This window comes from Streptomyces sp. NPDC006872 (assembly GCF_040635845.1).
Taxonomy (GTDB): Bacteria; Actinomycetota; Actinomycetes; order Streptomycetales; family Streptomycetaceae; genus Streptomyces.
On record NZ_JBEYIL010000017.1, the window covers coordinates 14,955 to 35,961 of the forward strand.

The 21,007-nt window shown below is 69.4% G+C and carries 19 protein-coding genes and 1 tRNA gene; 10 read left to right on the forward strand and 10 right to left on the reverse strand.

What is annotated here, in order from left to right; translation table 11 throughout:
• The first annotated feature begins 4 nt into the window (after positions 1-4).
• Together ABZ725_RS38480 and ABZ725_RS38485 are read left to right on the forward strand one after the other, a co-directional pair.
• Entirely contained in the window at positions 5-919 is a 915-nt protein-coding gene (locus ABZ725_RS38480; protein ID WP_351910912.1) for an ABC transporter ATP-binding protein, read from the forward strand.
• The gene (locus tag ABZ725_RS38485) at positions 916-1,632 is read left to right on the forward strand and encodes an ABC transporter ATP-binding protein (RefSeq protein WP_358807054.1); all 717 of its coding nucleotides are present in this window, start codon (positions 916-918) and stop codon (positions 1,630-1,632) included. The genes ABZ725_RS38480 and ABZ725_RS38485 overlap by 4 nt, the downstream gene beginning before the upstream one ends.
• 72 nt (positions 1,633-1,704) lie before the next feature.
• Here ABZ725_RS38485 and ABZ725_RS38490 read toward each other — a convergent pair whose 3' ends face one another.
• On the reverse strand, positions 1,705-2,361 hold the full coding sequence (locus ABZ725_RS38490) for a response regulator (RefSeq protein WP_351910914.1): 657 nt from the start codon (positions 2,359-2,361) through the stop codon (positions 1,705-1,707).
• Positions 2,362-2,457: 96 nt separating this feature from the next.
• Here ABZ725_RS38490 and ABZ725_RS38495 point away from each other — a divergent pair.
• Positions 2,458-2,541: transfer RNA gene (locus tag ABZ725_RS38495), tRNA-Leu, on the forward strand.
• 80 nt (positions 2,542-2,621) lie between these two features.
• The gene (locus ABZ725_RS38500; RefSeq protein WP_358807055.1) at positions 2,622-3,410 is read left to right on the forward strand and encodes a helix-turn-helix domain-containing protein; all 789 of its coding nucleotides are present in this window, start codon (positions 2,622-2,624) and stop codon (positions 3,408-3,410) included.
• Between the two features lie 3 nt (positions 3,411-3,413).
• On the opposite strand, the gene pyk is transcribed toward ABZ725_RS38500, so the two are convergent.
• Both pyk and ABZ725_RS38510 read right to left on the reverse strand, forming a co-directional pair.
• Positions 3,414-4,850, reverse strand: a complete 1,437-nt coding sequence (gene pyk, locus ABZ725_RS38505; RefSeq protein WP_358807056.1) for a pyruvate kinase — start codon at positions 4,848-4,850, stop codon at positions 3,414-3,416.
• 152 nt (positions 4,851-5,002) lie between these two features.
• Positions 5,003-5,704 carry an SIMPL domain-containing protein gene (locus ABZ725_RS38510; RefSeq protein WP_358807057.1) on the reverse strand — a complete coding sequence of 234 codons (702 nt, stop codon included), beginning with the start codon at positions 5,702-5,704 and terminating at the stop codon, positions 5,003-5,005.
• A gap of 149 nt (positions 5,705-5,853) precedes the next feature.
• Here ABZ725_RS38510 and ABZ725_RS38515 point away from each other — a divergent pair, with 149 nt between their 5' ends.
• Entirely contained in the window at positions 5,854-7,665 is a 1,812-nt protein-coding gene (locus ABZ725_RS38515) for a 5'-nucleotidase C-terminal domain-containing protein (RefSeq protein ID WP_358807058.1), read from the forward strand.
• Between the two features lie 65 nt (positions 7,666-7,730).
• On the opposite strand, the gene ABZ725_RS38520 is transcribed toward ABZ725_RS38515, so the two are convergent.
• The 4 genes from ABZ725_RS38520 to ABZ725_RS38535 form a co-directional block, all read right to left on the reverse strand.
• Positions 7,731-9,167, reverse strand: a complete 1,437-nt coding sequence (locus ABZ725_RS38520; protein ID WP_358807059.1) for a SidA/IucD/PvdA family monooxygenase — start codon at positions 9,165-9,167, stop codon at positions 7,731-7,733.
• Positions 9,164-10,606, reverse strand: a complete 1,443-nt coding sequence (locus ABZ725_RS38525; RefSeq protein ID WP_358807060.1) for an aminotransferase class V-fold PLP-dependent enzyme — start codon at positions 10,604-10,606, stop codon at positions 9,164-9,166. The genes ABZ725_RS38520 and ABZ725_RS38525 overlap by 4 nt, the downstream gene beginning before the upstream one ends.
• A 123-nt stretch (positions 10,607-10,729) precedes the next feature.
• Positions 10,730-13,246: an aminopeptidase N gene (gene pepN / locus ABZ725_RS38530; protein WP_358807061.1), complete on the reverse strand. Its 2,517-nt coding sequence runs from the start codon at positions 13,244-13,246 to the stop codon at positions 10,730-10,732.
• Positions 13,247-13,368: 122 nt separating this feature from the next.
• Positions 13,369-13,722, reverse strand: a complete 354-nt coding sequence (locus ABZ725_RS38535; RefSeq protein WP_351910922.1) for a chorismate mutase — start codon at positions 13,720-13,722, stop codon at positions 13,369-13,371.
• Positions 13,723-13,819: 97 nt separating this feature from the next.
• On the opposite strand from ABZ725_RS38535, the gene ABZ725_RS38540 reads away from it, so the two are divergent.
• A complete protein-coding gene (locus tag ABZ725_RS38540) occupies positions 13,820-14,716 on the forward strand; it encodes a hypothetical protein (protein ID WP_358807062.1) in 897 nt (298 codons plus the stop codon).
• A 2-nt stretch (positions 14,717-14,718) separates the two neighbouring features.
• Here the strand turns inward: ABZ725_RS38540 and ABZ725_RS38545 are convergent, their stop codons facing one another.
• Together ABZ725_RS38545 and ABZ725_RS38550 are read right to left on the reverse strand one after the other, a co-directional pair.
• Positions 14,719-15,624: an SDR family oxidoreductase gene (locus ABZ725_RS38545; RefSeq protein ID WP_358807063.1), complete on the reverse strand. Its 906-nt coding sequence runs from the start codon at positions 15,622-15,624 to the stop codon at positions 14,719-14,721.
• Between the two features lies 1 nt (position 15,625).
• The gene (locus ABZ725_RS38550; RefSeq protein WP_358807064.1) at positions 15,626-16,384 is read right to left on the reverse strand and encodes an SDR family oxidoreductase; all 759 of its coding nucleotides are present in this window, start codon (positions 16,382-16,384) and stop codon (positions 15,626-15,628) included.
• A gap of 54 nt (positions 16,385-16,438) precedes the next feature.
• On the opposite strand from ABZ725_RS38550, the gene ABZ725_RS38555 reads away from it, so the two are divergent.
• From ABZ725_RS38555 to ABZ725_RS38570, 4 genes are read left to right on the forward strand one after another with little or no spacing between them, the layout of a single operon-like run.
• Positions 16,439-17,197 carry an enoyl-CoA hydratase family protein gene (locus ABZ725_RS38555; RefSeq protein ID WP_358807065.1) on the forward strand — a complete coding sequence of 253 codons (759 nt, stop codon included), beginning with the start codon at positions 16,439-16,441 and terminating at the stop codon, positions 17,195-17,197.
• Positions 17,190-18,026, forward strand: a complete 837-nt coding sequence (locus tag ABZ725_RS38560; protein WP_358807066.1) for a CoA-transferase — start codon at positions 17,190-17,192, stop codon at positions 18,024-18,026. The genes ABZ725_RS38555 and ABZ725_RS38560 overlap by 8 nt, the downstream gene beginning before the upstream one ends.
• Complete coding sequence (locus ABZ725_RS38565; protein WP_358807067.1) at positions 18,023-18,766, forward strand: CoA-transferase; 744 nt, start codon at positions 18,023-18,025, stop codon at positions 18,764-18,766. The genes ABZ725_RS38560 and ABZ725_RS38565 overlap by 4 nt, the downstream gene beginning before the upstream one ends.
• Positions 18,766-19,815, forward strand: coding sequence for a nitronate monooxygenase (locus ABZ725_RS38570; protein WP_358807068.1), 1,050 nt, complete (start codon positions 18,766-18,768; stop codon positions 19,813-19,815). The genes ABZ725_RS38565 and ABZ725_RS38570 overlap by 1 nt, the downstream gene beginning before the upstream one ends.
• A 15-nt stretch (positions 19,816-19,830) precedes the next feature.
• On the opposite strand, the gene ABZ725_RS38575 is transcribed toward ABZ725_RS38570, so the two are convergent.
• Positions 19,831-20,988 carry an acetyl-CoA C-acetyltransferase gene (locus tag ABZ725_RS38575; protein WP_358807069.1) on the reverse strand — a complete coding sequence of 386 codons (1,158 nt, stop codon included), beginning with the start codon at positions 20,986-20,988 and terminating at the stop codon, positions 19,831-19,833.
• Positions 20,989-21,007: the final 19 nt, after the last annotated feature.

Sequence of the window (21,007 nt, forward strand, 5' to 3'; positions counted from 1 at the left end):
CACCATGACCACCGACACCACCACCAAGGACGCCCCTGTCGCCCCGGTCGGCGAAACGGTCCTCGACGCCCGCGGCGTCACCATGCGATTCGGCGGCCTCACCGCCGTCCGCAACGTCGACCTCACCGTCAACAGCGGCGAGATCGTCGGCCTCATCGGCCCCAACGGCGCCGGCAAGACCACCTTCTTCAACTGCCTCACCGGCCTCTACATCCCCACCGAGGGAGAGGTCCGCTTCAAGGGCAACGTCCTGCCGCCCAAATCCTTCAAGGTCACCGCCGCCGGCATCGCCCGCACCTTCCAGAACATCCGCCTCTTCGCCAACATGACGGTCCTGGAAAACGTCCTCGTCGGCCGCCACACCCGCACCAAAGAAGGCTTCTGGTCCGCCATCCTCCGCCTCCCCGGCTTCCACAAAGCCGAAGCCGCCTCCCGCGAACGCGCCATGGAACTCCTCGCGTTCGTCGGACTGGAGAAAAAAGCCGACCACCTCGCCCGCAACCTCCCCTACGGCGAACAGCGCAAGCTCGAGATCGCCCGCGCACTGGCGAGCGAGCCGGGCCTGCTCCTGCTCGACGAGCCGACGGCCGGCATGAACCCCCAGGAGACCCGCGCGACCGAAGAACTCGTCTTCGCCATCCGCGACCAAGGCATCGCCGTCCTCGTCATCGAGCACGACATGCGCTTCATCTTCAACCTCTGCGACCGCGTCGCCGTCCTCGTCCAAGGCGAAAAACTCGTCGAAGGCGACAGCGCCACCGTCCAGGGCGACGAACGCGTCGTCGCCGCATACCTCGGCGAACCCTTCGAAAACGCCCCCGGCGAAGAAGAAATAGCCGAAGTCGAGGCCGCCGAAGCACACGCCGAAAGCGCCGCCACCCCGACGGACGCCGCGCCCGGCAAGGAGAACGACCGATGACCGCACTGCTCGAAGTCGAAGACCTCCGAGTCGCCTACGGCAAGATCGAAGCCGTCAAAGGCATCTCGTTCAAGGTCGAAGCCGGCGAAGTCGTCACCCTCATCGGCACCAACGGCGCCGGCAAGACCACCACCCTGCGCACCCTCTCCGGACTCCTCAAGCCCGTCGGCGGCCAGATCAAATTCAACGGCAAATCGCTGAAGAAGATCCCCGCCCACAACATCGTCAGCCAGGGACTCGCCCACTCCCCCGAGGGCCGGCACATCTTCCCCCGCATGACGATCGAGGACAACCTCCGCCTCGGCGCCTTCCTCCGCAGCGACAAGGCAGGCATCGAGAAGGACATCCAGCGCGCCTACGACCTCTTCCCCATCCTGGGAGAGCGCCGCAAGCAGGCCGCCGGCACCCTCTCCGGCGGCGAACAGCAGATGCTGGCGATGGGCCGCGCGCTCATGTCACAGCCCAAACTGCTCATGCTGGACGAGCCCTCCATGGGCCTCTCCCCCATCATGATGCAGAAGATCATGGCAACCATCGCCGAGCTCAAGTCCCAGGGCATGACCATCCTGCTCATCGAGCAGAACGCCCAGGCCGCCCTCTCGCTCGCCGACCACGGCCACGTCATGGAGGTCGGCAACATCGTCCTCTCCGGCACCGGCCAGGACCTCCTCCACGACGAGTCCGTCCGCAAGGCGTACCTCGGCGAGGACTGAGCCCGCCCCTCGCATACGACGAGGCCCGCGCCCCTTCTCCGGGCGCGGGCCTCGTCGTGTGTCCGTCTGGGCTCAGCCCTTGGACGACTTCTTCTCGTCGGCGTCCTGAATGACCGCCTCCGCGACCTGCTGCATCGACATACGGCGATCCATCGACGTCTTCTGGATCCACCGGAACGCGGCCGGCTCCGTCAGCCCGTACTCCGTCTGAAGAATCGACTTCGCCCGGTCCACCAGCTTGCGCGTCTCCAGCCGCAGCGTCAGATCCGCGACCTCGTTCTCCAGCTCCCGCAGCTCCGTGAAGCGCGAGACGGCCATCTCGATCGCCGGGACGACGTCACTCTTGCTGAACGGCTTCACCAGGTACGCCATCGCACCGGCATCACGGGCGCGCTCGACGAGGTCGCGCTGCGAGAAGGCAGTGAGCATGAGGACGGGCGCGATGCGCTCCTCGGCGATCTTCTCGGCGGCCGAGATGCCGTCGAGCTTGGGCATCTTCACATCGAGGATGACGAGGTCGGGCTTGTGCTCACGGGCGAGCTCGACGGCCTGCTCGCCGTCACCGGCCTCGCCGACGACGCTGTAGCCCTCTTCCTCCAGCATCTCTTTGAGGTCGAGGCGGATCAGGGCCTCGTCCTCGGCGATGACGACACGGGTCGTCAGCGGAGGCACGTGCGACTTGTCGTCGTCGGGCGCGTCTACGGGCTGGGGCGACTCGGGGGCGGTCACGTGGGCTCCTTGTTGCGGGCCGGGCAGTGCTGCTGCTTATGCAGCCTACCTAGAGGCGGAGAAGTACGGTGACCCGGTACACTCACGGGGTGCCTAGCCGGGTTGGCGGAATCGGCTTACGCGGATGTCTCAAACACATCTGTCCGAGAGGACATACGGGTTCGAATCCCGTACCCGGCACACCGAAGCGGAGGCTCACGTTCTCGTGAACCTCCGCTTTTTGCTGCGCACAGTCGCGATCAGTAACGCAGTGTGTTCGCATGAACTTTCACAGCACTGAGATTCGACACCGGGCCGTCACGCTGCTGCGCGAAGGGGCACGCAACGCTGATGTGGCTCGCCAGTTGAAGGTCCCGCTCGGCACGGTCAGCTATTGGAAGCACATGGACCGCGCGAAACGCGGCGAGTGTCCTGGCTCGCATGATCCGAAGTGCCCCCGGTGCGACGGGCGAGAGCTGGACGAGTCGGCATACAGCTACCTCTTGGGGCTCTACCTCGGCGACGGCCACATCAGCCATTACTCAGAGCACCGCGTGCCCAACCTCATGATCACCTGCGCCGAATCGTGGCCCGGTCTCATGGATGAATGCGAGCAGGCCATGCGCGCGGTCTTCCCCGACAACTCCGTCTGCCGGGTCCGCAGGACAGGCTGCCGCAATGTCAAGGTCTACTCAAAGCACCTGCACTGCCTCTTCCCCCAGCACGGCCCCGGCAAGAAGCACGAGCGACTGATCGCCCTCGTCCCCTGGCAGGAGGCCATCGTCGATGCCTGTCCCTGGGAGTTCATCCGCGGCCTCATCCACTCCGACGGATGCCGCATCACCAACTGGACAGAGAGGACCGTCGGCGGGGAGCGCAAGCGCTACGAATACCCGCGTTACTTCTTCGCCAACAAGTCGGACGACATCCGGAAGCTCTTCACCGACACTCTCGACAAAGTCGGCGTCGAGTGGACCACTCTCGCTCGCGGCAGCGACCCGTTCAACGTCTCCATCGCCCGCAAGGCCTCCGTCGCCCTACTCGACACCCACGTAGGCCCCAAGCACTAACCCCTACTTGGGGCTGTCGTCCTCCCCGATGTGGTGCACGCGGACCAGGTTCGTCGAGCCCGACACCCCGGGGGGCGAACCGGCCGTGATGACCACCACATCCCCCTTCTGGCAGCGTCCGTACTTCAGCAGCAGCTCGTCGACCTGGTCGACCATCGCGTCCGTCGAGTCCACCTGCGGGCCGAGGAACGTCTCCACGCCCCACGTCAGGTTCAGCTGGGAGCGGGTCGCCGGTTCGGGCGTGAAGGCGAGGAGGGGGATCGGGGAGCGGTAGCGGGAGAGGCGGCGGACGGTGTCGCCGCTCTGGGTGAAGGCGACCAGGAACTTCGCGCCGAGGAAGTCGCCGATCTCCGCCGCCGCCCGGGCGACCGCGCCGGCCTGGGTGCGGGGCTTGTTGCTGTCGGTCAGGGGCGGGAGGCCCTTCGCGAGGATGTCCTCCTCGGCCGCCGCCACGATCTTCGCCATGGTGCGGACGGTCTGGATCGCGTATTTGCCGACGCTGGTCTCGCCGGAGAGCATCACCGCGTCGGTGCCGTCGATGACCGCGTTGGCCACGTCGGAGGCTTCCGCGCGGGTGGGGCGGGAGTTCTCGATCATGGAGTCGAGCATCTGGGTGGCGACGATGACGGGCTTGGCGTTGCGCTTCGCGAGTTTGATGGCCCTCTTCTGGACGATGGGGACCTGTTCGAGGGGCATTTCTACGCCGAGGTCGCCGCGGGCGACCATGATGCCGTCGAAGGCGGCGACGATGTCGTCGATGTTCTCGACGGCTTGGGGTTTCTCGACCTTGGCGATGACGGGGAGTCGGCGGCCTTCTTCGTCCATGATGCGGTGGACGTCGAGGATGTCGCGGCCGCTGCGGACGAAGGAGAGGGCGATGACGTCGAAGCCGGTGCGGAGCGCCCAGCGGAGGTCGTCCTCGTCTTTTTTGGAGAGGGCGGGGACGGAGACGGCGACGCCGGGGAGGTTGAGGCCTTTGTGGTCGGAGACGAGGCCTCCTTCGATCACTCGGGTGTGTACGTGTGGGCCGTCGACGGTCGTGACTTCGAGGCAGACTTTGCCGTCGTCGACGAGGATGCGTTCGCCCGGGGTGACGTCGTCGGCGAGGCCGGCGTAGGTGGTGCCGCAGCGGTTTTGGTCGCCTTGGGTGCCTTCTTGGACGCTGATGGTGAAGGTGTCGCCGCGTTCAAGGAGTACGGGGCCTTCGGTGAAGTGGCCGAGGCGGATCTTCGGGCCTTGAAGGTCGGCGAGGAGGCCGACGCTGTGGCCGGTTTCGTCGGAGGCCTTGCGGACTCGGTGGTAGCGCTCCTCGTGTTCGGCGTGGCTGCCGTGGCTGAGGTTGAAGCGGGCGACGTCCATTCCGGCGTCGACCAGGGCTTTGATCTGGTCGTATGTGTCGGTGGCGGGGCCCAGGGTGCAGACGATTTTTGCTCGGCGCATGTTTCGAGCTTATTGCTTACCGATGGGTAGGGAATTCGTGGCACATGGCTGCTCAACAACCTTTGTGTGAAGGGTTGTTGACAACTAATAAATTGTGCGGGCTGCCGCTCGAATGAGCATCGGCTTTTGCGTGCTGCTCTTTCGAGCCGCTTTTACAGCGTCGGCGGATTCATGGTGAACCGGGCGCTTACCTCTGCGCGGACGTGGATGCGCTGGGGTTCGAGGTCGAGGGGTTCGGGGGCTGCTGTTTCCGTTTCGGCGGCGGCCATGGAGAAGCGGACGGCGTGGCGGTCGAAGGCGGAGCGGGGGCGGGCTCCCGTGGTGCCGGTGTCGGCGAGTTCGAGGAGGGTGGCGACGGTGGTGTCGAGCGCCTCGGCGTATTCCTTGGCGCGTTGGACGGCTTCGCGTACGGCTTGTTGGCGGGCTTTGCGGTGGACGGGTGAGGTGGGGCGGAGTTCCCAGGTGGGGCCGTCGATTCTGGTGAGGTCGAGGTCGGCGAGGCGGGTGGTGAGTTCGCCGAGGGCGGTGAAGTCGTTGAGTTCGGCGGTGAGGTGGATGGTGCCGTGGTGGGTGCGGATGCGTTCGCCTCGTCCGCGGTGGGTGAGTTCGGGGGTGAGGGAGATGGCGCCGGTGGAGAGGTTCTCGATGGCGTCGCCGTAGGACTTGATGAGGTCGAGGACGGTTGTGTTGCGGCGGGTGAGGTCGTCGAGGGTGGTGCGGCGGTCGCGGCCGCGGGCGGTGACGGTGATGCCGATGCGGGCGATCTCGGGGTCGACTTCGAGTTCGGCCTCGCCGCGGACTGTGAGGAGGGGGGCGTCGGGGGTGCCGTGTGGGGGATTCTGCGGGGAGGTCATACGTCCCAGCTTGTCATGGCTTTCCCTGGTGTCCGGGGGGAGTTGACCGTTGTGGTCATCAGATCGAAACCTCCTGGACCTGTTGCCGTCGGTCATGTGCGGGTCAGAATCTACGCGCGTCGTTGACCATTCCCCGAGGAGCATGAGACATGCCGTTGAATCGCCGGAAGTTCCTGAAGAAGTCCGCTGTGACCGGGGCGGGGGTGGCGATCGCGGGTGGTGCCGTGGCGCCGGCGCAGGCCGCCGAGGCGAAGGGGCCGGGTAAGCCGGTCAAGCAGCCGAAGCGGTATGCGCTGACGGTGCTGGGGACGACCGACCTGCATGGTCATGTGTTCAACTGGGACTACTTCAAGGACGCGGAGTACAAGGACGCGGCCGGTAATGCGCAGGGTCTGGCGCGTATCTCGACGCTGGTGAACCAGATCCGTGCGGAGAAGGGGCGTGAGAACACGCTGCTGCTGGACGCGGGTGACACGATCCAGGGCACTCCGCTGACGTACTACTACGCGAAGGTGGACCCGATCACCGCCAAGGGTGGTCCGGTGCATCCGATGGCGCAGGCGATGAACGCGATCGGGTATGACGCGGCGGCGCTGGGCAACCATGAGTTCAACTACGGCATCGAGACGCTGCGTAAGTTCGAGTCGCAGTTGCGGTTCCCGCTGCTGGGGGCCAACGCGGTGGACGCGAAGACGTTGAAGCCGGCCTTTCCTCCCTACGTGATCAAGACGTTCTGTGTGAAGGGTGCGCCGCCGGTGAAGGTGGCGGTGCTGGGGCTGACGAACCCGGGTATCGCGATCTGGGACAAGGCGTATGTGCAGGGCAAGCTGGCGTTCCCGGGGCTTGAGGAGCAGGCGGCGAAGTGGGTGCCGAAGCTGAAGTCGCTGGGTGCGGATGTGGTGATCGTGTCGGCGCACTCGGGTTCGTCGGGTACGTCGTCGTACGGTGATCAGTTGCCGTATGTGGAGAATTCGGCGGCGTTGGTGGCGCAGCAGGTGCCGGACATCGATGCGATTCTGGTGGGGCATGCGCATGTGGAGATCCCGGAGCTGAAGGTCGTCAACGCGAAGTCGGGTAAGACGGTCGTGTTGTCGGAGCCGTTGGCTTATGCGGAGCGGCTGTCGGTGTTCGATGTCGAGCTGGTGTTCGAGAAGGGGCGGTGGGCGGTCGAGTCCGTCGCTTCGAAGGTGCTGAACTCGAACACGGTCGCCGACGATCCGAAGATCACGAAGCTGCTGGGTGACGAGCATGCGAAGGTCGTGGCGTACGTCAACCAGGTGGTCGGTTCGGCGACGGAGACGTTGACGACGGTGGAGGCGCGGTACAAGGACGCGCCGATCATCGATCTGATCACGAAGGTGCAGGAGGACGTCGTCAAGGCGGCTCTGGCGGGTACGTCGTATGCGTCGTTGCCGGTGATCGCGCAGGCTTCGCCGTTCTCGCGGACGTCGGAGATTCCGGCCGGCGCGGTGACGATCCGGGATCTGTCGAGCCTGTATGTGTACGACAACACGCTGGTGGCGAAGTTGCTGACGGGTGCGCAGGTGCGGGCGTACCTGGAGTACTCGGCGCAGTACTTCGTGCAGACGGCGGCGGACGCGGTGGTCGACACGGCGAAGTTGACGAATGCGGCGGGGCGTCCGGACTACAACTACGACTATGTGTCGGGTCTGGTGTACGAGATCGACATCGCGCAGGCGGCGGGTTCGCGGATCAAGAATCTGACGTACAACGGCGTTGCTCTGGATGACGCTCAGCAGTTCGTGTTCGCGGTGAACAACTATCGGGCGAACGGCGGTGGCGCGTTCCCGTATGTGGCGGCGGCGCAGGAGCTGTGGGCGGAGTCGACGGAGATCCGTACGCGGATTTCGGAGTGGGTGACGGCGAAGGGTGTGCTGGACCCGAAGGACTTCGCGTCGGTGGACTGGAAGTTGACGCGTGACGGTACGCCGGTGTTCTAGGGGCTGGTCCTGGTAGGGGTTGTTGGTGTGCGGCGCCGGCTTTCGAGTCGGCGCCGTTGCCGTTGCTAGCGTCGGTCGATGAGGGGGGTGAGGGTGGGGGCTTGTCGAGCGTGGGGGACTCGGGGTTGTTGTTCGAGTCCGAAGGTGGTGAAGGCGGTTCGGGTGGGGAGGGGGTAGGTCTCCTTGTCGGTGAGGGTGTTGAGGATGGTGGCGCTGCGCCAGGCGGCGAGGCCGAGGTCGGGGGCTCCTACGCCGTGGGTGTGGCGTTCGGCGTTCTGGACGTAGATGTTGCAGCCGGTGGCGGTGACGGAGGGGTCGAGGACGAGGCGGAAGTGTTGGTCGACGCGGGGGCGTTCGCTGTTGTCGCGGCGGATGTAGGGGTCGAGGCCGGCGAGGATGCGGTCGAGGGGGCGTTCGCGGTGGCCGGTGGCGAGGACGACGGCGTCGGTGGTGAGGCGGGTGCGGGTGTTCTGTTGGATGTGTTCGAGGTGGAGTTCGATTTTGGTGGTGGCGATGCGGCCTGCGGTGCGGACGCGGACGCCGGGGGTGAGGACGGTGTCGGGCCAGCCGCCGCCGAGGGTGCGGCGGTAGAGCTCGTCGTGGATGGCGGCGAGGGTGTCGGCGTCGATGCCTTTGTGGAGTTGCCATTGGGTGGTGGCGAGGCGGTCGCGGACGCCTTCGGGGAGGGCGTGGAAGTAGCGGGTGTAGTCGGGGGTGAAGTGTTCGAGGCCGAGTTTGGAGTACTCCATGGGGGCGAACGCGTCGGTGCGGCCGATCCAGTGGAGTTGTTCGCGGCCGGTGGGGCGGTTGCGCAGGAGGTCGAGGAAGACTTCGGCGCCGGACTGTCCTGAGCCGACGACGGTGATGTGGCCGGCGGTGAGGAGGGTGTCGCGGTGGGTGAGGTAGTCGGCGGCGTGGACGACGGGGACGCCGGGGGCGTCGACGAGGGGGCGGAGGGGGTCGGGGACGTAGGGCTCGGTGCCGATGCCGAGGACGATGTTTCTGGTGTAGGTGCGGCCGAGGGCTTCGGCTTCGCCGTCGGTGTCGAGGTGGGTGAAGTCGACTTCGAAGACGTCGCGTTCGGGGTTCCAGCGGGCGGCATCCACCTGGTGGCGGAAGTGGAGTCCGGGGAGGTTGTCGGCGACCCAGCGGCAGTAGGTGTCGTATTCGGCGCGTTGGATGTGGAAGCGCTCGGCGAAGTAGAAGGGGTAGAGGCGTTGGTGGGTTTTGAGGTAGTTGAGGAAGGTCCAGGGGCTGGTGGGGTCGGCGAGGGTGACGAGGTCGGCGAGGAAGGGGACCTGGATGCGGGCGCCGTCGATGAGGAGGCCGGGGTGCCAGTCGAAGCAGGGGCGTTGTTCGTAGAAGACGGCGTCGAGTTCGGCGAGGGGGTGGGCGAGGGCGGCGAGGGAGAGGTTGCAGGGGCCGATGCCGATGCCGACGAGGTCTCGGGGGGTGTCGGTGTCGTGGGGGGTGGTGGGGTCGGGGTGTGGGGGCGTGTTCATGCGGGGGTGTGTCCTTCCACCAGTCGTAGGAGGGCGGTGAGGTCTTCGGTGCGGGTGTGGGGGTTGAGGAGGGTGGCTTTGAGCCAGAGTCGGCCGCCGAGGCGGGCGCGGCCGAGGACGGCGTGGCCGTCGGTGAGGAGGTGGCGGCGTATCTCGGCGACGGTGTCGTCGGTGGCGGCTGTGGGGCGGAAGAGGACGGTGCTGATGGTGGGTGGGGAGTGGAGTCGCAGGTGGGGGTGTGCGGTGATGAGGGCGGCGAGTTCTTGGGCTTTTTCGCAGACTTGGTCGATGAGGGCGGCGAGTCCGGTGCGGCCGAGTGTTTTGAGGGTGACGGCGATTTTGAGGGCGTCGGGGCGGCGGGTGGTGCGCAGGGAGCGGCCGAGGAGGTCGGGGAGGCCGGCGTCGGTGTCGTCGTCGGCGTTGAGGTAGTCGGCGTGGTGGTGGAGGGCGGCCAGGTCGTGGGGGTCGCGTACGGCGAGGAGTCCGGCGGCGATGGGTTGCCAGCCGAGTTTATGCAGGTCGAGGGTGATGGTGTGGGCGGTGTCGAGGCCGGTGAGTTTGGTGCGGTGGCGGTCGCTGAAGAGGAGGCCGCCTCCGTAGGCGGCGTCGATGTGGAGGCGGGCGCCGCGGTGGCGGCAGAGGGTGGCGATCTCGGGGAGGGGGTCGATGAGTCCGGCGTCGGTGGTGCCGGCGGTGGCGGCGACCAGGGTGGGCCCGTCGGGGAGGGCGGTGGCGAGGGCGGTGGGGTCGAGGCGGCCGGTGGGGGCCGGGACGACGATGGGTTCGGGCAGTCCGAGGAGCCAGGCGGCGCGGGTGAGGGAGTGGTGTGCGTTGGTTCCGCAGACGAGTTGCACTGTGGCGCCGTGGGCTTCCCGGGCGAGGAGGAGTGCGAGTTGGTTGGCTTCGGTGCCGCCGGTGGTGATGACGGCTTCGCCGAGGTGGCCGGGGGTGGGGTGGCCCGGCGTACGGCTGTCGGGCGGGTCGCTGGGCCGCGGGCTGTCGGGGGTGCTGCCGTCGGGTGCCCGGCCGTAGATCTCGGCGGCGAGTGTCCGGGTGACCAGTGCTTCCAGTTCCGAGGCGGCGGGGGCCTGGTCCCAGGAGTCGAGGGAGGGGTTGAGGGTGGAGGCGGCGAGGTCGGCTGCGGTGGCGACGGCGAGGGGTGGGCAGTGGAGGTGGGCGGCGCAGAGGGGGTGGGCGGGGTCGGCGGCGCCTTCGGCGAGGGCGCGGACGACGGTGGCGAGGGCGTTCGGGTCGCCGTGTTCGGGGAGCAGGTCGCCGGTGGCTTGTCGTAGGCGTGCGGCGACGGTGTGGGGGCCGCCGGCGGGGAGTGGTCCGCCTCGGGCGGTGCGGCCGGCGTCGAGTGCGTGGAGGACGGTGTCGAGCAACGGCCTCAGGGCGTCGGTGCCTTCGGGGCCTGAGGCGAGCGGTGGGGTGCTCATGGGCGGCTCCGGGCGGGCGCGGGGCGGAGGGGGTTTCCAGCTTGTACGCCGTGGTGGAGACACGCCCGAAAACGGCAGCGATCGGTACCCGAAAGGGGGTACCGATCGCTGGTGGTGCGGGGGTTACGCCTGGTGTGCGGGGTCGTGGGCGGTCTCGTGTGCGGAGCGGACGTTCAACACCCGTGTCAGGTCGTCGAGTTGGTCGACGAGTTTGCGGCGCAGGGCCGGGATGGGGTCGGCGTCGGCGAGGCATTCGTGGCCGAGGCGGAGGGTGTCGGGGTCGACGGCGTGGGCGGGGAAGGCCCAGCGTCCTGCGGCGTCGGCGATGGCGGGGCCGCGGCGGGCGGCGACGGCGACGGCGTCCTTGTAGAAGCGTGGGACGTATTCGCGTACGAGGTCGGCCTGTTCGGGTTGCCAGAAGCCTTGGGCGGTGGCGGTGAAGAGGTAGTTGGAGAGGTCGTCGCGGTCGAACATGGCGGCCCAGGCGGTGTGTTTGGCGTCCGGGTCGGGGAGGGCGGCGCGGCAGCGGGCGGCGCCTTCGCGGCCGGTGGCGGAGGGGTCGCGGGCGAGTTCGGCGGCGATGGCGGTTTCGTCGGTGGCGCCGAGGACGGCGAGTCGGGCGAGGACGCGCCAGCGCAGGTCGGGGTCGAGTTCGGGTCCGCCGGGGACGGTGCCGTCGGCGAGCCAGGCGGCGATGGTCTCGGGGTGGGCGGCGACGTGGATGAAGTGGCGTACGGCGATGAGGCGCAGGCCGGGGTGGTCGCCGTCCTCGGTGCGGCGGATGAGGTCGCGGCACAGGGCGGTGAGGGTGGCGAGGGCGGCGGGGCGCTGATCGGGGGTGAGGTAGCGGTCGGCGACCTGGCCGGAGGCGAAGGCGAGGACGCCTTGGACGAGGGCGAGGTCGGTTTCCTGCGGGAGGTGGGCGCGGGCGGCTTCGAGGTAGGCGGTGGGGGCGAGTTCGCCGTCGCGGACGGCGTCGCGCAGGGCGTTCCAGACGACGGCGCGGGTGAGCGGGTCGGGCAGGCCGGAGAGGTTGGTGCGGATGGTCTCGAAGGATTCGGGGTCGAAGCGGATCTTGGTGTAGGTGAGGTCCTGGTCGTTGAGGAGGAGCAGGGCGGGGCGTTTGCCGATGGGCTGGGGTGCGCTGTGCGGGATGTCGATTTCGAGGCGTCGGCGCAGGGTGAGGTGGCGGGCCTCGTCGGCGAGGTCGAGGTCGTAGAGGCCGACGGCGATGCGGTGGGGGCGGCTGCCGTGGTGTCGGACGGTGAGGGTGCGGTCGCCGTTGGAGCCGCTGACGGTGGGGGTGAGGGTGTCGACGCCGGTGGTGCGCAGCCAGGCGTCGGCCCAGGCGTGGACGTCGCGGTCGGTGTGGGCGGCGAGGGAGTCGATGAAGTCGGCGAGGGTGGCGTTGGCGAACTTGTGGCGGGTGAAGTGGGTGTTGATGCCGGCGAGGAAGTCGTCCTGGCCGAGCCAGGTCACCAGTTGTCGTAGTGCGGAGGCGCCCTTGGCGTAGGAGATGCCGTCGAAGTTGAGGAGGGCGGCGGCGGTGTCGTCGACGTTCTCGGGGGCGACGGGGTGGGTGGAGGGGCGTTGGTCGGCGTCGTAGCCCCAGGCTTTGCGGACGACTCCGAAGTCGGTCCAGGTGTCGGTGAAGCGGGTGGCTTCGGTGAGGGTCTGGTAGCCCATGTATTCGGCGAAGGACTCGTTGAGCCAGATGTCGTCCCACCATTGGAGGGTGACGAGGTCGCCGAACCACATGTGGGCCATTTCGTGGGCGATGACCATGGCGCGGGTCTGGCGTTCGGTGTCGGTGACGGCGGAGCGGTAGACGAACTCGTCGCGGAAGGTGACGAGGCCGGGGTTCTCCATGGCGCCGGCGTTGAATTCGGGGACGAAGGCCTGGTCGTAGGAGTCGAAGGGGTAGGGCTCGTCGAACTTCTCGTGGTAGCGGTCGTAGCACTGCCGGGTGATCTCGAGGAGTTCGTCTGCGTCGGCGTCGAGGTGGGGGGCGAGGGAGCGGCGGCAGTGGATGCCGAAGGGGAGTCCGCGGTGTTCGGTGCGTACGGAGTGCCAGGGGCCGGCGGCGACGGCGACGAGGTAGGTGGAGATGCGGGGGGTGGGGGCGGCCTGCCAGCGGCCTTCGCCGAGGTGTTCGGTGATGCCGTTGGCGAGGACGGTCCAGGTTTCGGGGGCCTTGACGGTGACTTCGAAGACGGCTTTGAGGTCGGGCTGGTCGAAGGCGGCGAAGACGCGCTGGACGTCGTCCATGAAGAGCTGGGTGTAGAGGTAGGTCTCGTCGTCGGTGGGGTCGGTGAAGCGGTGCATGCCCTCGCCGGTGCGGGAGTAGTGCATGTCGGCCCGGACGCGCAGTTCGTGGTCGCCGGCGGTGAGGTTGTTCAGGGGGAGCCGGTTGTCGTCCAGGGTCTGTGGGTCGAGGGGCTCGCCGTCGAGGGTGACGGAGTGCAGTTCGGCGGGCCTGACCTCGACGAAGGTGTCTCCGTCCGTGCGCGCGGCGAACCGGATGACGGTGAGGGACTCGAAGGTCTCGCCGCTGGTCGTCACATCGAGCTCGATGGTGTAGCGGTGAACGTCGAGGAGCGTGGCACGGCTCTGCGCTTCGTCGCGCGTCAGTACGGACATGAACGACATGCTGCCTGATACCGCAGCTCGGGCACAGGGGCGGATCGGTACGCGCGCTATGTCCGTTCCCGCGCCGGAGCGCCGCTGCCGGTCGGCTTGTGGGGCGGGGGTGGGCTCGCAGGTCAGCCGGTTGCGGGGGTGGAGCCGTTGACGGTGTCCTCGGCGATGCGCTCGTGGTGGCGGATGACCTCGGCGATGATGAAGTTGAGGAACTTCTCGGCGAAGGCGGGGTCGAGCTTGGCGTTCTCGGCGAGGGTGCGCAGCCGGGCGATCTGACGGGCTTCGCGGGCCTGGTCGGCGGGCGGCAGCTGGTGGCGGGCCTTGAGGTGGCCGACCTGCTGGGTGGCCTTGAAGCGTTCGGCGAGCATGTGGACGACGGCTGCGTCGATGTTGTCGATGCTGTCGCGCAGTCGGGCGAGCTCCTCGCGGACGGCGGGGTCGACGTCTGCGGGTCCGGGGGTGTTACTGGTGGTCATGGGCGTTCAGCCTAGTGCGCCGGGTCCTCGTACAGTGGAACCGGGTGTACTGGGGTGCACGGCGTCTGGGAGTGCACGGCGTCTTGGGGGTGCGGACGTGGCGAACGGCGGTCCGGTCGAGCACGGGTACCCGCATCTGGAGACGGTGCGGGACGCTGTCACGGCGTTGTACAAGCGGTTGTCGTACGACACGATCCACCAGTTCGCGGCCAGTGTGGCGCCGGCGGATGTGGCGTTCTGCGATGCCGACGATCTGCATCTGGGGGCGCAGCGGGTGGCGCGTGAGCTGGTGCGTCACTATCGGTTGCCGGATGCGCGGATGATCGTGGCGTTCCGGGAGATGGAGCATGCGGCGAACGTGGAGCTGACGGCGGGGCCGGAGTACTTCGTGGAGCTGAACGATCGTTTCCGTAGGCATCGGCGGGACATCGGGGCGGCGCTGGCGCACGAGATCATGCATGTGTATCTGCATCGGGTGGGGTTGTCGTTCCCGGGCACGCGGGACAACGAGATCCTGACGGACACGGCGACGGCGTATCTGGGGGCGGGCTGGCTGCTGCTGGACGCGTACCGGGAGGACGCGGCGTCGTCGCAGAAGCTGGGGTATCTGACGCCGGAGGAGTTCGGGTATGTGCTGGCGAAGCGGGCGCTGGTCTTCGGGGAGGATCCGTCGGTGTGGTTCACCAGTGCGCAGGCGTTCACGGCGTATGTGAAGGGGATGGCGCGGGCTCGGCAGGACGAGGAGCAGCCTCCGCTGACGGGGGCGGGGTGGGCGGGGCGGCGGCGGTATGCGCGTGATCGGCACCGCGCGCAGGATCACCGTCCGGTGGCGGCCGCCGGGGAATCGCCGTACGCGTTCGCGCCCGGCCCGGGGGGCCCGCTGCGGGTGACGTTCCCCTGTCCCACCTGCCATCAGCGGATCAGGGTGCCGGTCAAGGGGCGGGTGCGGGCGCGGTGCGGGTTGTGCCGGACGGTGCTGGAGTGCGACACATAGGGCTACGCTCCGTACACCTCCCCCGGCGGCTCCGCCTCGGCCAGGAGTTTCTGTACGGCCTCCCCCGCCTCCGCCGGGCTCCAGCGGGCCCCCTTGTCGACGGTGGGGCCTGGCCGCCAGCCCTCCATGACCGTGATCCGGCCTGCCTCTGTCTCGAAGATCCTGCCGGTGACGCCCTCGCTCGCCGCTGAGCCGAGCCAGACGACCAGGGGTGAGACGTTCTCGGGGGCCATGGCGTCGAAGCCGGTGGCGGGGGCTGTCATGGTCGCGGCGAAGGTCTGTTCCGTCATGCGGGTGCGGGCGGCGGGGGCGATCGCGTTGACCTGGACTCCGTAGCGGGCGAGTTCCGCGGCGGCGACGAGGGTGAGGCCGACGATCCCGGCCTTGGCGGCGCTGTAGTTGCCCTGGCCGACCGAGCCGAGGAGTCCCGCGCCGCTGCTGGTGTTGACGATGCGGGCCACGGGCGTTCGGCCTGCCTTGGCTTCGGCGCGCCAGTGGGCGGCGGCGTGTTTGAGGGTGAGGAAGTGGCCCTTGAGGTGGACGCGTACGACGGCGTCCCAGTCGTCCTCGGCGAGGTTGACGAGCATGCGGTCGCGCAGGAAGCCGGCGTTGTTGACGAGGGTGTCGAGTCGTCCGTACGTCTCCAGGGCGGTCGTGACGAGGGACGCGGCGCCCTCGGGTGTGGCGATGTCGCCGCCGTGGGCGACCGCCTCGCCGCCGGCCGCGCGGATCTCCGCCACGACCTGCGCGGCGGGGCTGTCGGGGCCGGGTGTGCCGTCGAGGCCGACGCCGAGGTCGTTGACGACGAGCCGCGCGCCCTGCGCCGCGAACGCGAGGGCGTGCGCGCGTCCGAGGCCGCGGCCCGCGCCGGTGACGACGACGACCCGGCCTGTGCAGATTCCGCTCACTTCACTCCTCCTGGTTGGCGGCGTCCTTCTTGTTGGCGGTCGCGGCGTCGAGGAACGCGGGTCGTTCCCCTCCGCCGTGCACGAGCAGGCTCGCCCCGCTGATGTACGCGGACGCGTCGGAGGCGAGGAAGACGGCCGCCGCGCCGACGTCGGCGGGCTGGGCGAGCCGGCCGAGCGGGACGGTCCGCGAGACGGCCTCGACGCCCTCGGCGCCGCCGTAGTGGAGATGGGCCAGCTCGGTGTGGACCATGCCGACGACGAGCGTGTTGACGCGCACCTCGGGCGCCCACTCGACGGCCATGGAGCGGGCGAGGTTCTCCAGACCGGCTTTGGCGGCTCCGTAGGCCGCCGATCCGGGCGACGGACGGCTGCCGCTGACGCTGCCGATCATCACGACGGAGCCTGCGGCCCGTCTGAGGTGGTCGTAGGCGGCGAGGGAGACGGTCAGCGGGGCGAGGAGGTTGAGCGCGATCACGCGTGCGTGGCGTTCGGCGTCGGCCTGGACGAGCGGCCGGTAGGGGGCGCCGCCCGCGTTGTTGACCAGGACGTCGAGCCGGGGCAGTCCGGCGAAGAAGTCCCGTACGGCGTCGGCGTCCCGTACGTCGAGAGCCACGAACTCGGTTCTGGGCAGCGGGACTTCGGGCGGTCGGCGGGCGACGACGACCACCTCGGCGCCGGCACGTGCGAAGGAGCGCGCGATGCCGGCGCCCACTCCGCGGGTGCCGCCGGTGACGACGGCGACCTTTCCGTCCAGCTCCATTCGCTGCTACCTTTCACCTAACAAACGTTTGGTGGAAAGGTAGCTGATGCTTCCATGACTGTCTCCACCTCGTCCCCCGAAAAGGGGATTTCGGTACTGACCGTTGACTTCCCGCCCGTCAACGCGCTGCCGGTGAGCGGGTGGTTCGCGCTGGCCGACGCCGTGCGCGCGGCCGGCCGCGATCCGGGGACCCGGTGCGTGGTGCTGGCCGCCGAGGGGCGGGGGTTCAACGCGGGCGTGGACATCAAGGAGATACAGGCGCAGGGCGCGAGCGCGCTCATCGGCGCGAACCGCGGCTGCTTCGAGGCCTTCGCGGCGGTGTACGAGTGCGAGGTCCCCGTGGTGGCGGCGGTGCGGGGCTTCTGTCTGGGCGGCGGCATCGGCCTGGTGGGCAACGCGGACGTGATCGTGGCGAGCGAGGACGCCGTGTTCGGGCTTCCCGAGCTGGACCGCGGTGCGCTCGGCGCGGCCACCCACCTGTCCCGCCTGGTCCCCCAGCATCTGCTGCGCGCCCTGTACTACACCTCGCGCACGGTCACCGCGGCCGAACTGCATACGCACGGCTCGGTGTGGCGGGTGGTTCCCCCGGCCGAACTGCGCGCGGCCGCACTGGAGTTGGCCGGCGAGATCGCCGCGAAGGACGGCGAGCTGCTGCGGCTGGCCAAGGCGGCCCTCAACGGCATCGACCCGGTCGACGTGCGCCGCAGCTACCGCTTCGAGCAGGGCTTCACCTACGAGGCGAGCGTCGGCGGGGTCGCCGACCGGGTCCGGGACACCTTCGGCAAGGAGAAGGAGGGGCGTGGGCGTGAGTGACAAGACGATGACCGCCGAGGAGGTCGTCTCCCGGCTGGAGAGCGGCATGACCCTCGGCATCGGCGGCTGGGGCTCGCGCCGTAAGCCGATGGCCCTGGTGCGGGCGCTGCTCCGGTCGGAGGTCACCGATCTGACGGTGGTGTCGTACGGCGGCCCGGACGTCGGCATGCTGGCGGCGGCCGGCCGGATCCGCAAACTGGTCGCCGCGTTCGTCACCCTCGACTCGATCCCCCTGGAACCGCACTACCGCGCGGCCCGTGAGCGCGGTGCGTTCGAGCTGATGGAGATCGACGAGGCGATGTTCATGTGGGGGTTGCGGGCGGCCGCGAACCGGCTGCCCTTCCTGCCGGTGCGGGCGGGCCTCGGCTCGGACGTGATGCGGGTCAACCCCGGGCTGCGGACGGTGACTTCGCCGTACGACGACCAGGAGACGTTCGTCGCGATGCCCGCCCTGCGCCTCGATGCGGCCCTGGTGCACGTCAACCGGGCCGACCGGCTGGGCAACGGGCAGTACCTGGGCCCGGACCCGTACTTCGACGACCTGTTCTGCGAGGCGGCGGACACGGCGTACGCGTCGTGCGAACGGCTCGTCGACACGGCCGAGTTGGCGAAGGCGGCGGCTCCGCAGTCGCTGCTGCTCAAGCGGCATGTGGTGACGGGTGTCGTCGAGGCCCCGAACGGCGCGCACTTCACGTCCTGCGCGCCCGACTACGGCCGGGACGAGGAGTTCCAGAAGCAGTACGCGACCACGCCCTGGCCGCAGTTCGCGGCCCGGTATCTCGCGGACGACGAACAGGCGTACCGATCCGCGGTCGGGGAGGACTCATGACGCAGCCCACGAGTGATGCCGTGAGCGAGGCCACGCGCGCGGAGTACTGCGTGATCGCCTGCGCCGAGGCCTGGCGCGGCGCGGGCGAGATCGTGGCCAGCCCGATGGGCCTGATCCCGTCCGTGGGAGCACGCCTGGCGCGGCTCACGTTCGCGCCGGACCTGCTGCTCACCGACGGCGAGGCGCTGATCGTCCGTCCGGACGGCACGCCCGAGGGCTGGCTGCCCTACCGGCAGCACCTGACGCTGGTCACCGGCGGGCGGCGGCACGTGATGATGGGCGCGAGCCAGATCGACCGGTACGGCAACCAGAACATCTCCTGCATCGGCGACTGGGCGAGGCCGACGCGGCAGCTGCTCGGGGTGCGCGGAGCGCCGGTCAACACCCTGAACAACCCGACGAGTTACTGGATACCGCGGCACTCCCGACGGGTGTTCGTCGAGAAGGTCGACATGGTGTGCGGGGTGGGCTACGACCATGCGGCCGGCGCCCGCTTCCACCGCATCCCGCGCGTCGTGTCCGACCTGGGCGTCTTCGACTTCGCCACGCCCGACCGGTCGATGCGGCTTGCCTCGCTGCATCCGGGCGTCACACCGGAGGAGGTCAGGGAGGCGACCGGCTTCGAGCTGACCGTCCCGGACGACGTGCCGCCGACCCGTGCGCCCACCGTCGAAGAGCTGCGGCTGATCCGCGAGGTCCTCGACCCCGCCGGGGCCCGTTCCCGGGAGGTCGCGCTCTGATGGACACGGCACTGACCGCACTCGTGGGGGTCCGCCATCCGATCGTGCAGACCGGGATGGGCTGGGTGGCGGGCCCGCGCCTGGTGTCGGCGACGGCGAACGCGGGAGCGCTGGGCATCCTGGCCTCCGCGACGATGACCCTCGACCAGCTGCGGTCGGCGGTGCGCGAGGTGAAGTCCCGCACAGGCGCGCCGTTCGGGGTCAATCTGCGGGCCGACGCGGCGGACGCCGGCGACCGGGTGCGGATCATCCTCGACGAGGGGGTGCGCGTCGCGTCCTTCGCCCTCGCGCCCTCCCCGGAGCTGATCGCCGAGCTGAAGGAGGCGGGGGTCGTCGTCATCCCCTCCATCGGGGCCCGCCGGCATGCCGAGAAGGTCGCCGCGTGGGGTGCGGACGCGGTGATCGTGCAGGGCGGCGAGGGCGGCGGCCACACCGGGGAGGTGGCGACGACGGTGCTGCTGCCGCAGGTGGTGGACGCCGTGGACATCCCGGTCGTCGCGGCGGGCGGCTTCTTCGACGGACGGGGGCTGGTGGCGGCGCTGGCGTACGGGGCGGCGGGCGTCGCGATGGGCACGCGGTTCCTGCTGACGTCCGACTCGACGGTGCCGGACGCGGTGAAGGCCCGCTATCTGGCGGCGACGGTCCGGGACGTCACCGTCACCCGGGCGGTGGACGGCCTGCCGCACCGCATGCTGCGCACGGAGCTGGTGGCCGACCTGGAGGCCGCCGGCCGCACCAGGACCCTGCTACGGGCCCTGCGCCACGCGGCCGGCTTCCGCAGGCTGTCCGGACTCAGCTGGCCGCAGACGGTCCGGGAGGGCCTGGCGCTGCGCCACGGGAAGGAGCTGTCCTGGAGCCAGGTCCTGCTCGCCGCCAACACCCCGATGCTGCTGAGATCGGCGATGGTGGACGGCCGCACGGACCTCGGAGTCATGGCCTCCGGGCAGGTCGCCGGGGTGCTCGACGACCTGCCGTCGTGCGCGGAACTGGTGGAGCGGATCATGAAGGAAGCGCAGCAGGTCAGGGACCGGCTCACAGCCTCTCGATGATCGTCACACCCGGTGTCACAGCCTCTCGATGATCGTCACGTTCGCCTGCCCGCCGCCCTCGCACATGGTCTGGAGGCCGTAGCGGCCTCCTGTCCGCTCCAGTTCGTGCAGCAGGGTCGTCATCAGCTTCACGCCCGTCGCGCCCAGCGGGTGTCCCAGGGCGATCGCGCCGCCGTTGACGTTGACCTTCTCCGGGTCGGCCCCCGTCTCCTTCAGCCACGCCAGGACGACGGGCGCGAAAGCCTCGTTGATCTCGACGAGGTCGATGTCGTCCATGGACAGCCCGGTCTTCTTCAGGGCGTGCGCGGTGGCCGGGATCGGGGCCGTCAGCATGCGGATGGGGTCCTCACCGCGTACGGAGAGGTGGTGCACGCGCGCGCGGGGCGTCAGCCCGTGCTCGCGCACCGCCCGCTCGGAGGCGAGCAGCATCGCGGCCGCCCCGTCGGAGACCTGCGAGGAGCAGGCGGCGGTGACGGTCCCGCCGTCGATGACGGGCTTCAGCGCGGCCATCTTCTCCAAGGTGGTGTCCCGGCGCGGCCCCTCGTCCGCGGTCACCGGCCCGTGGGCGACGGTCTCGCGCGCGAACCGGCCCTCGTCGATCGCGCGGACCGCCCGCCGGTGCGAGCGCAGGGCGAACTCCTCCTGGTCCTGCCGGGTGACGCCCCACTTGGCGGCGATCATCTCGGCCCCCGCGAACTGGTTGACGGGCCGGTTCCCGTACCGTGCGCGCCAGCCCTCGCTGCCGGCGAAGGGCCCCTGGGTGAAGCCGAGCGGTTCGGCGGCCTGCCGGGTGGCGTAGGCGATGGGGATCTGCGACATGTTCTGCACGCCGCCCGCGACCACCAGGTCCTGTGTCCCGGACAGCACGCCCTGTGCGGCGAAGTGCACGGCCTGCTGCGAGGAGCCGCACTGCCGGTCCACGGTCACGCCCGGCACCTCCTCGGGCAGCCCGGCGGCCAGCCAGCAGGTGCGGGCGATGTCGCCGGCCTGTGGCCCGACCGCGTCCAGGCAGCCGAAGACGACGTCCTCGACGGCCGCCGGGTCGATCCCCGAGCGCGCGACCAGCTCCTTGAGGACATGCGCCCCGAGATCGGCCGGGTGCACCCCGGACAGACCTCCCCCGCGCCGCCCCACGGGCGTGCGGACCGCTTCGACGATGTAGGCCTCGGCCATGGCGACTCCCCAACGAGTA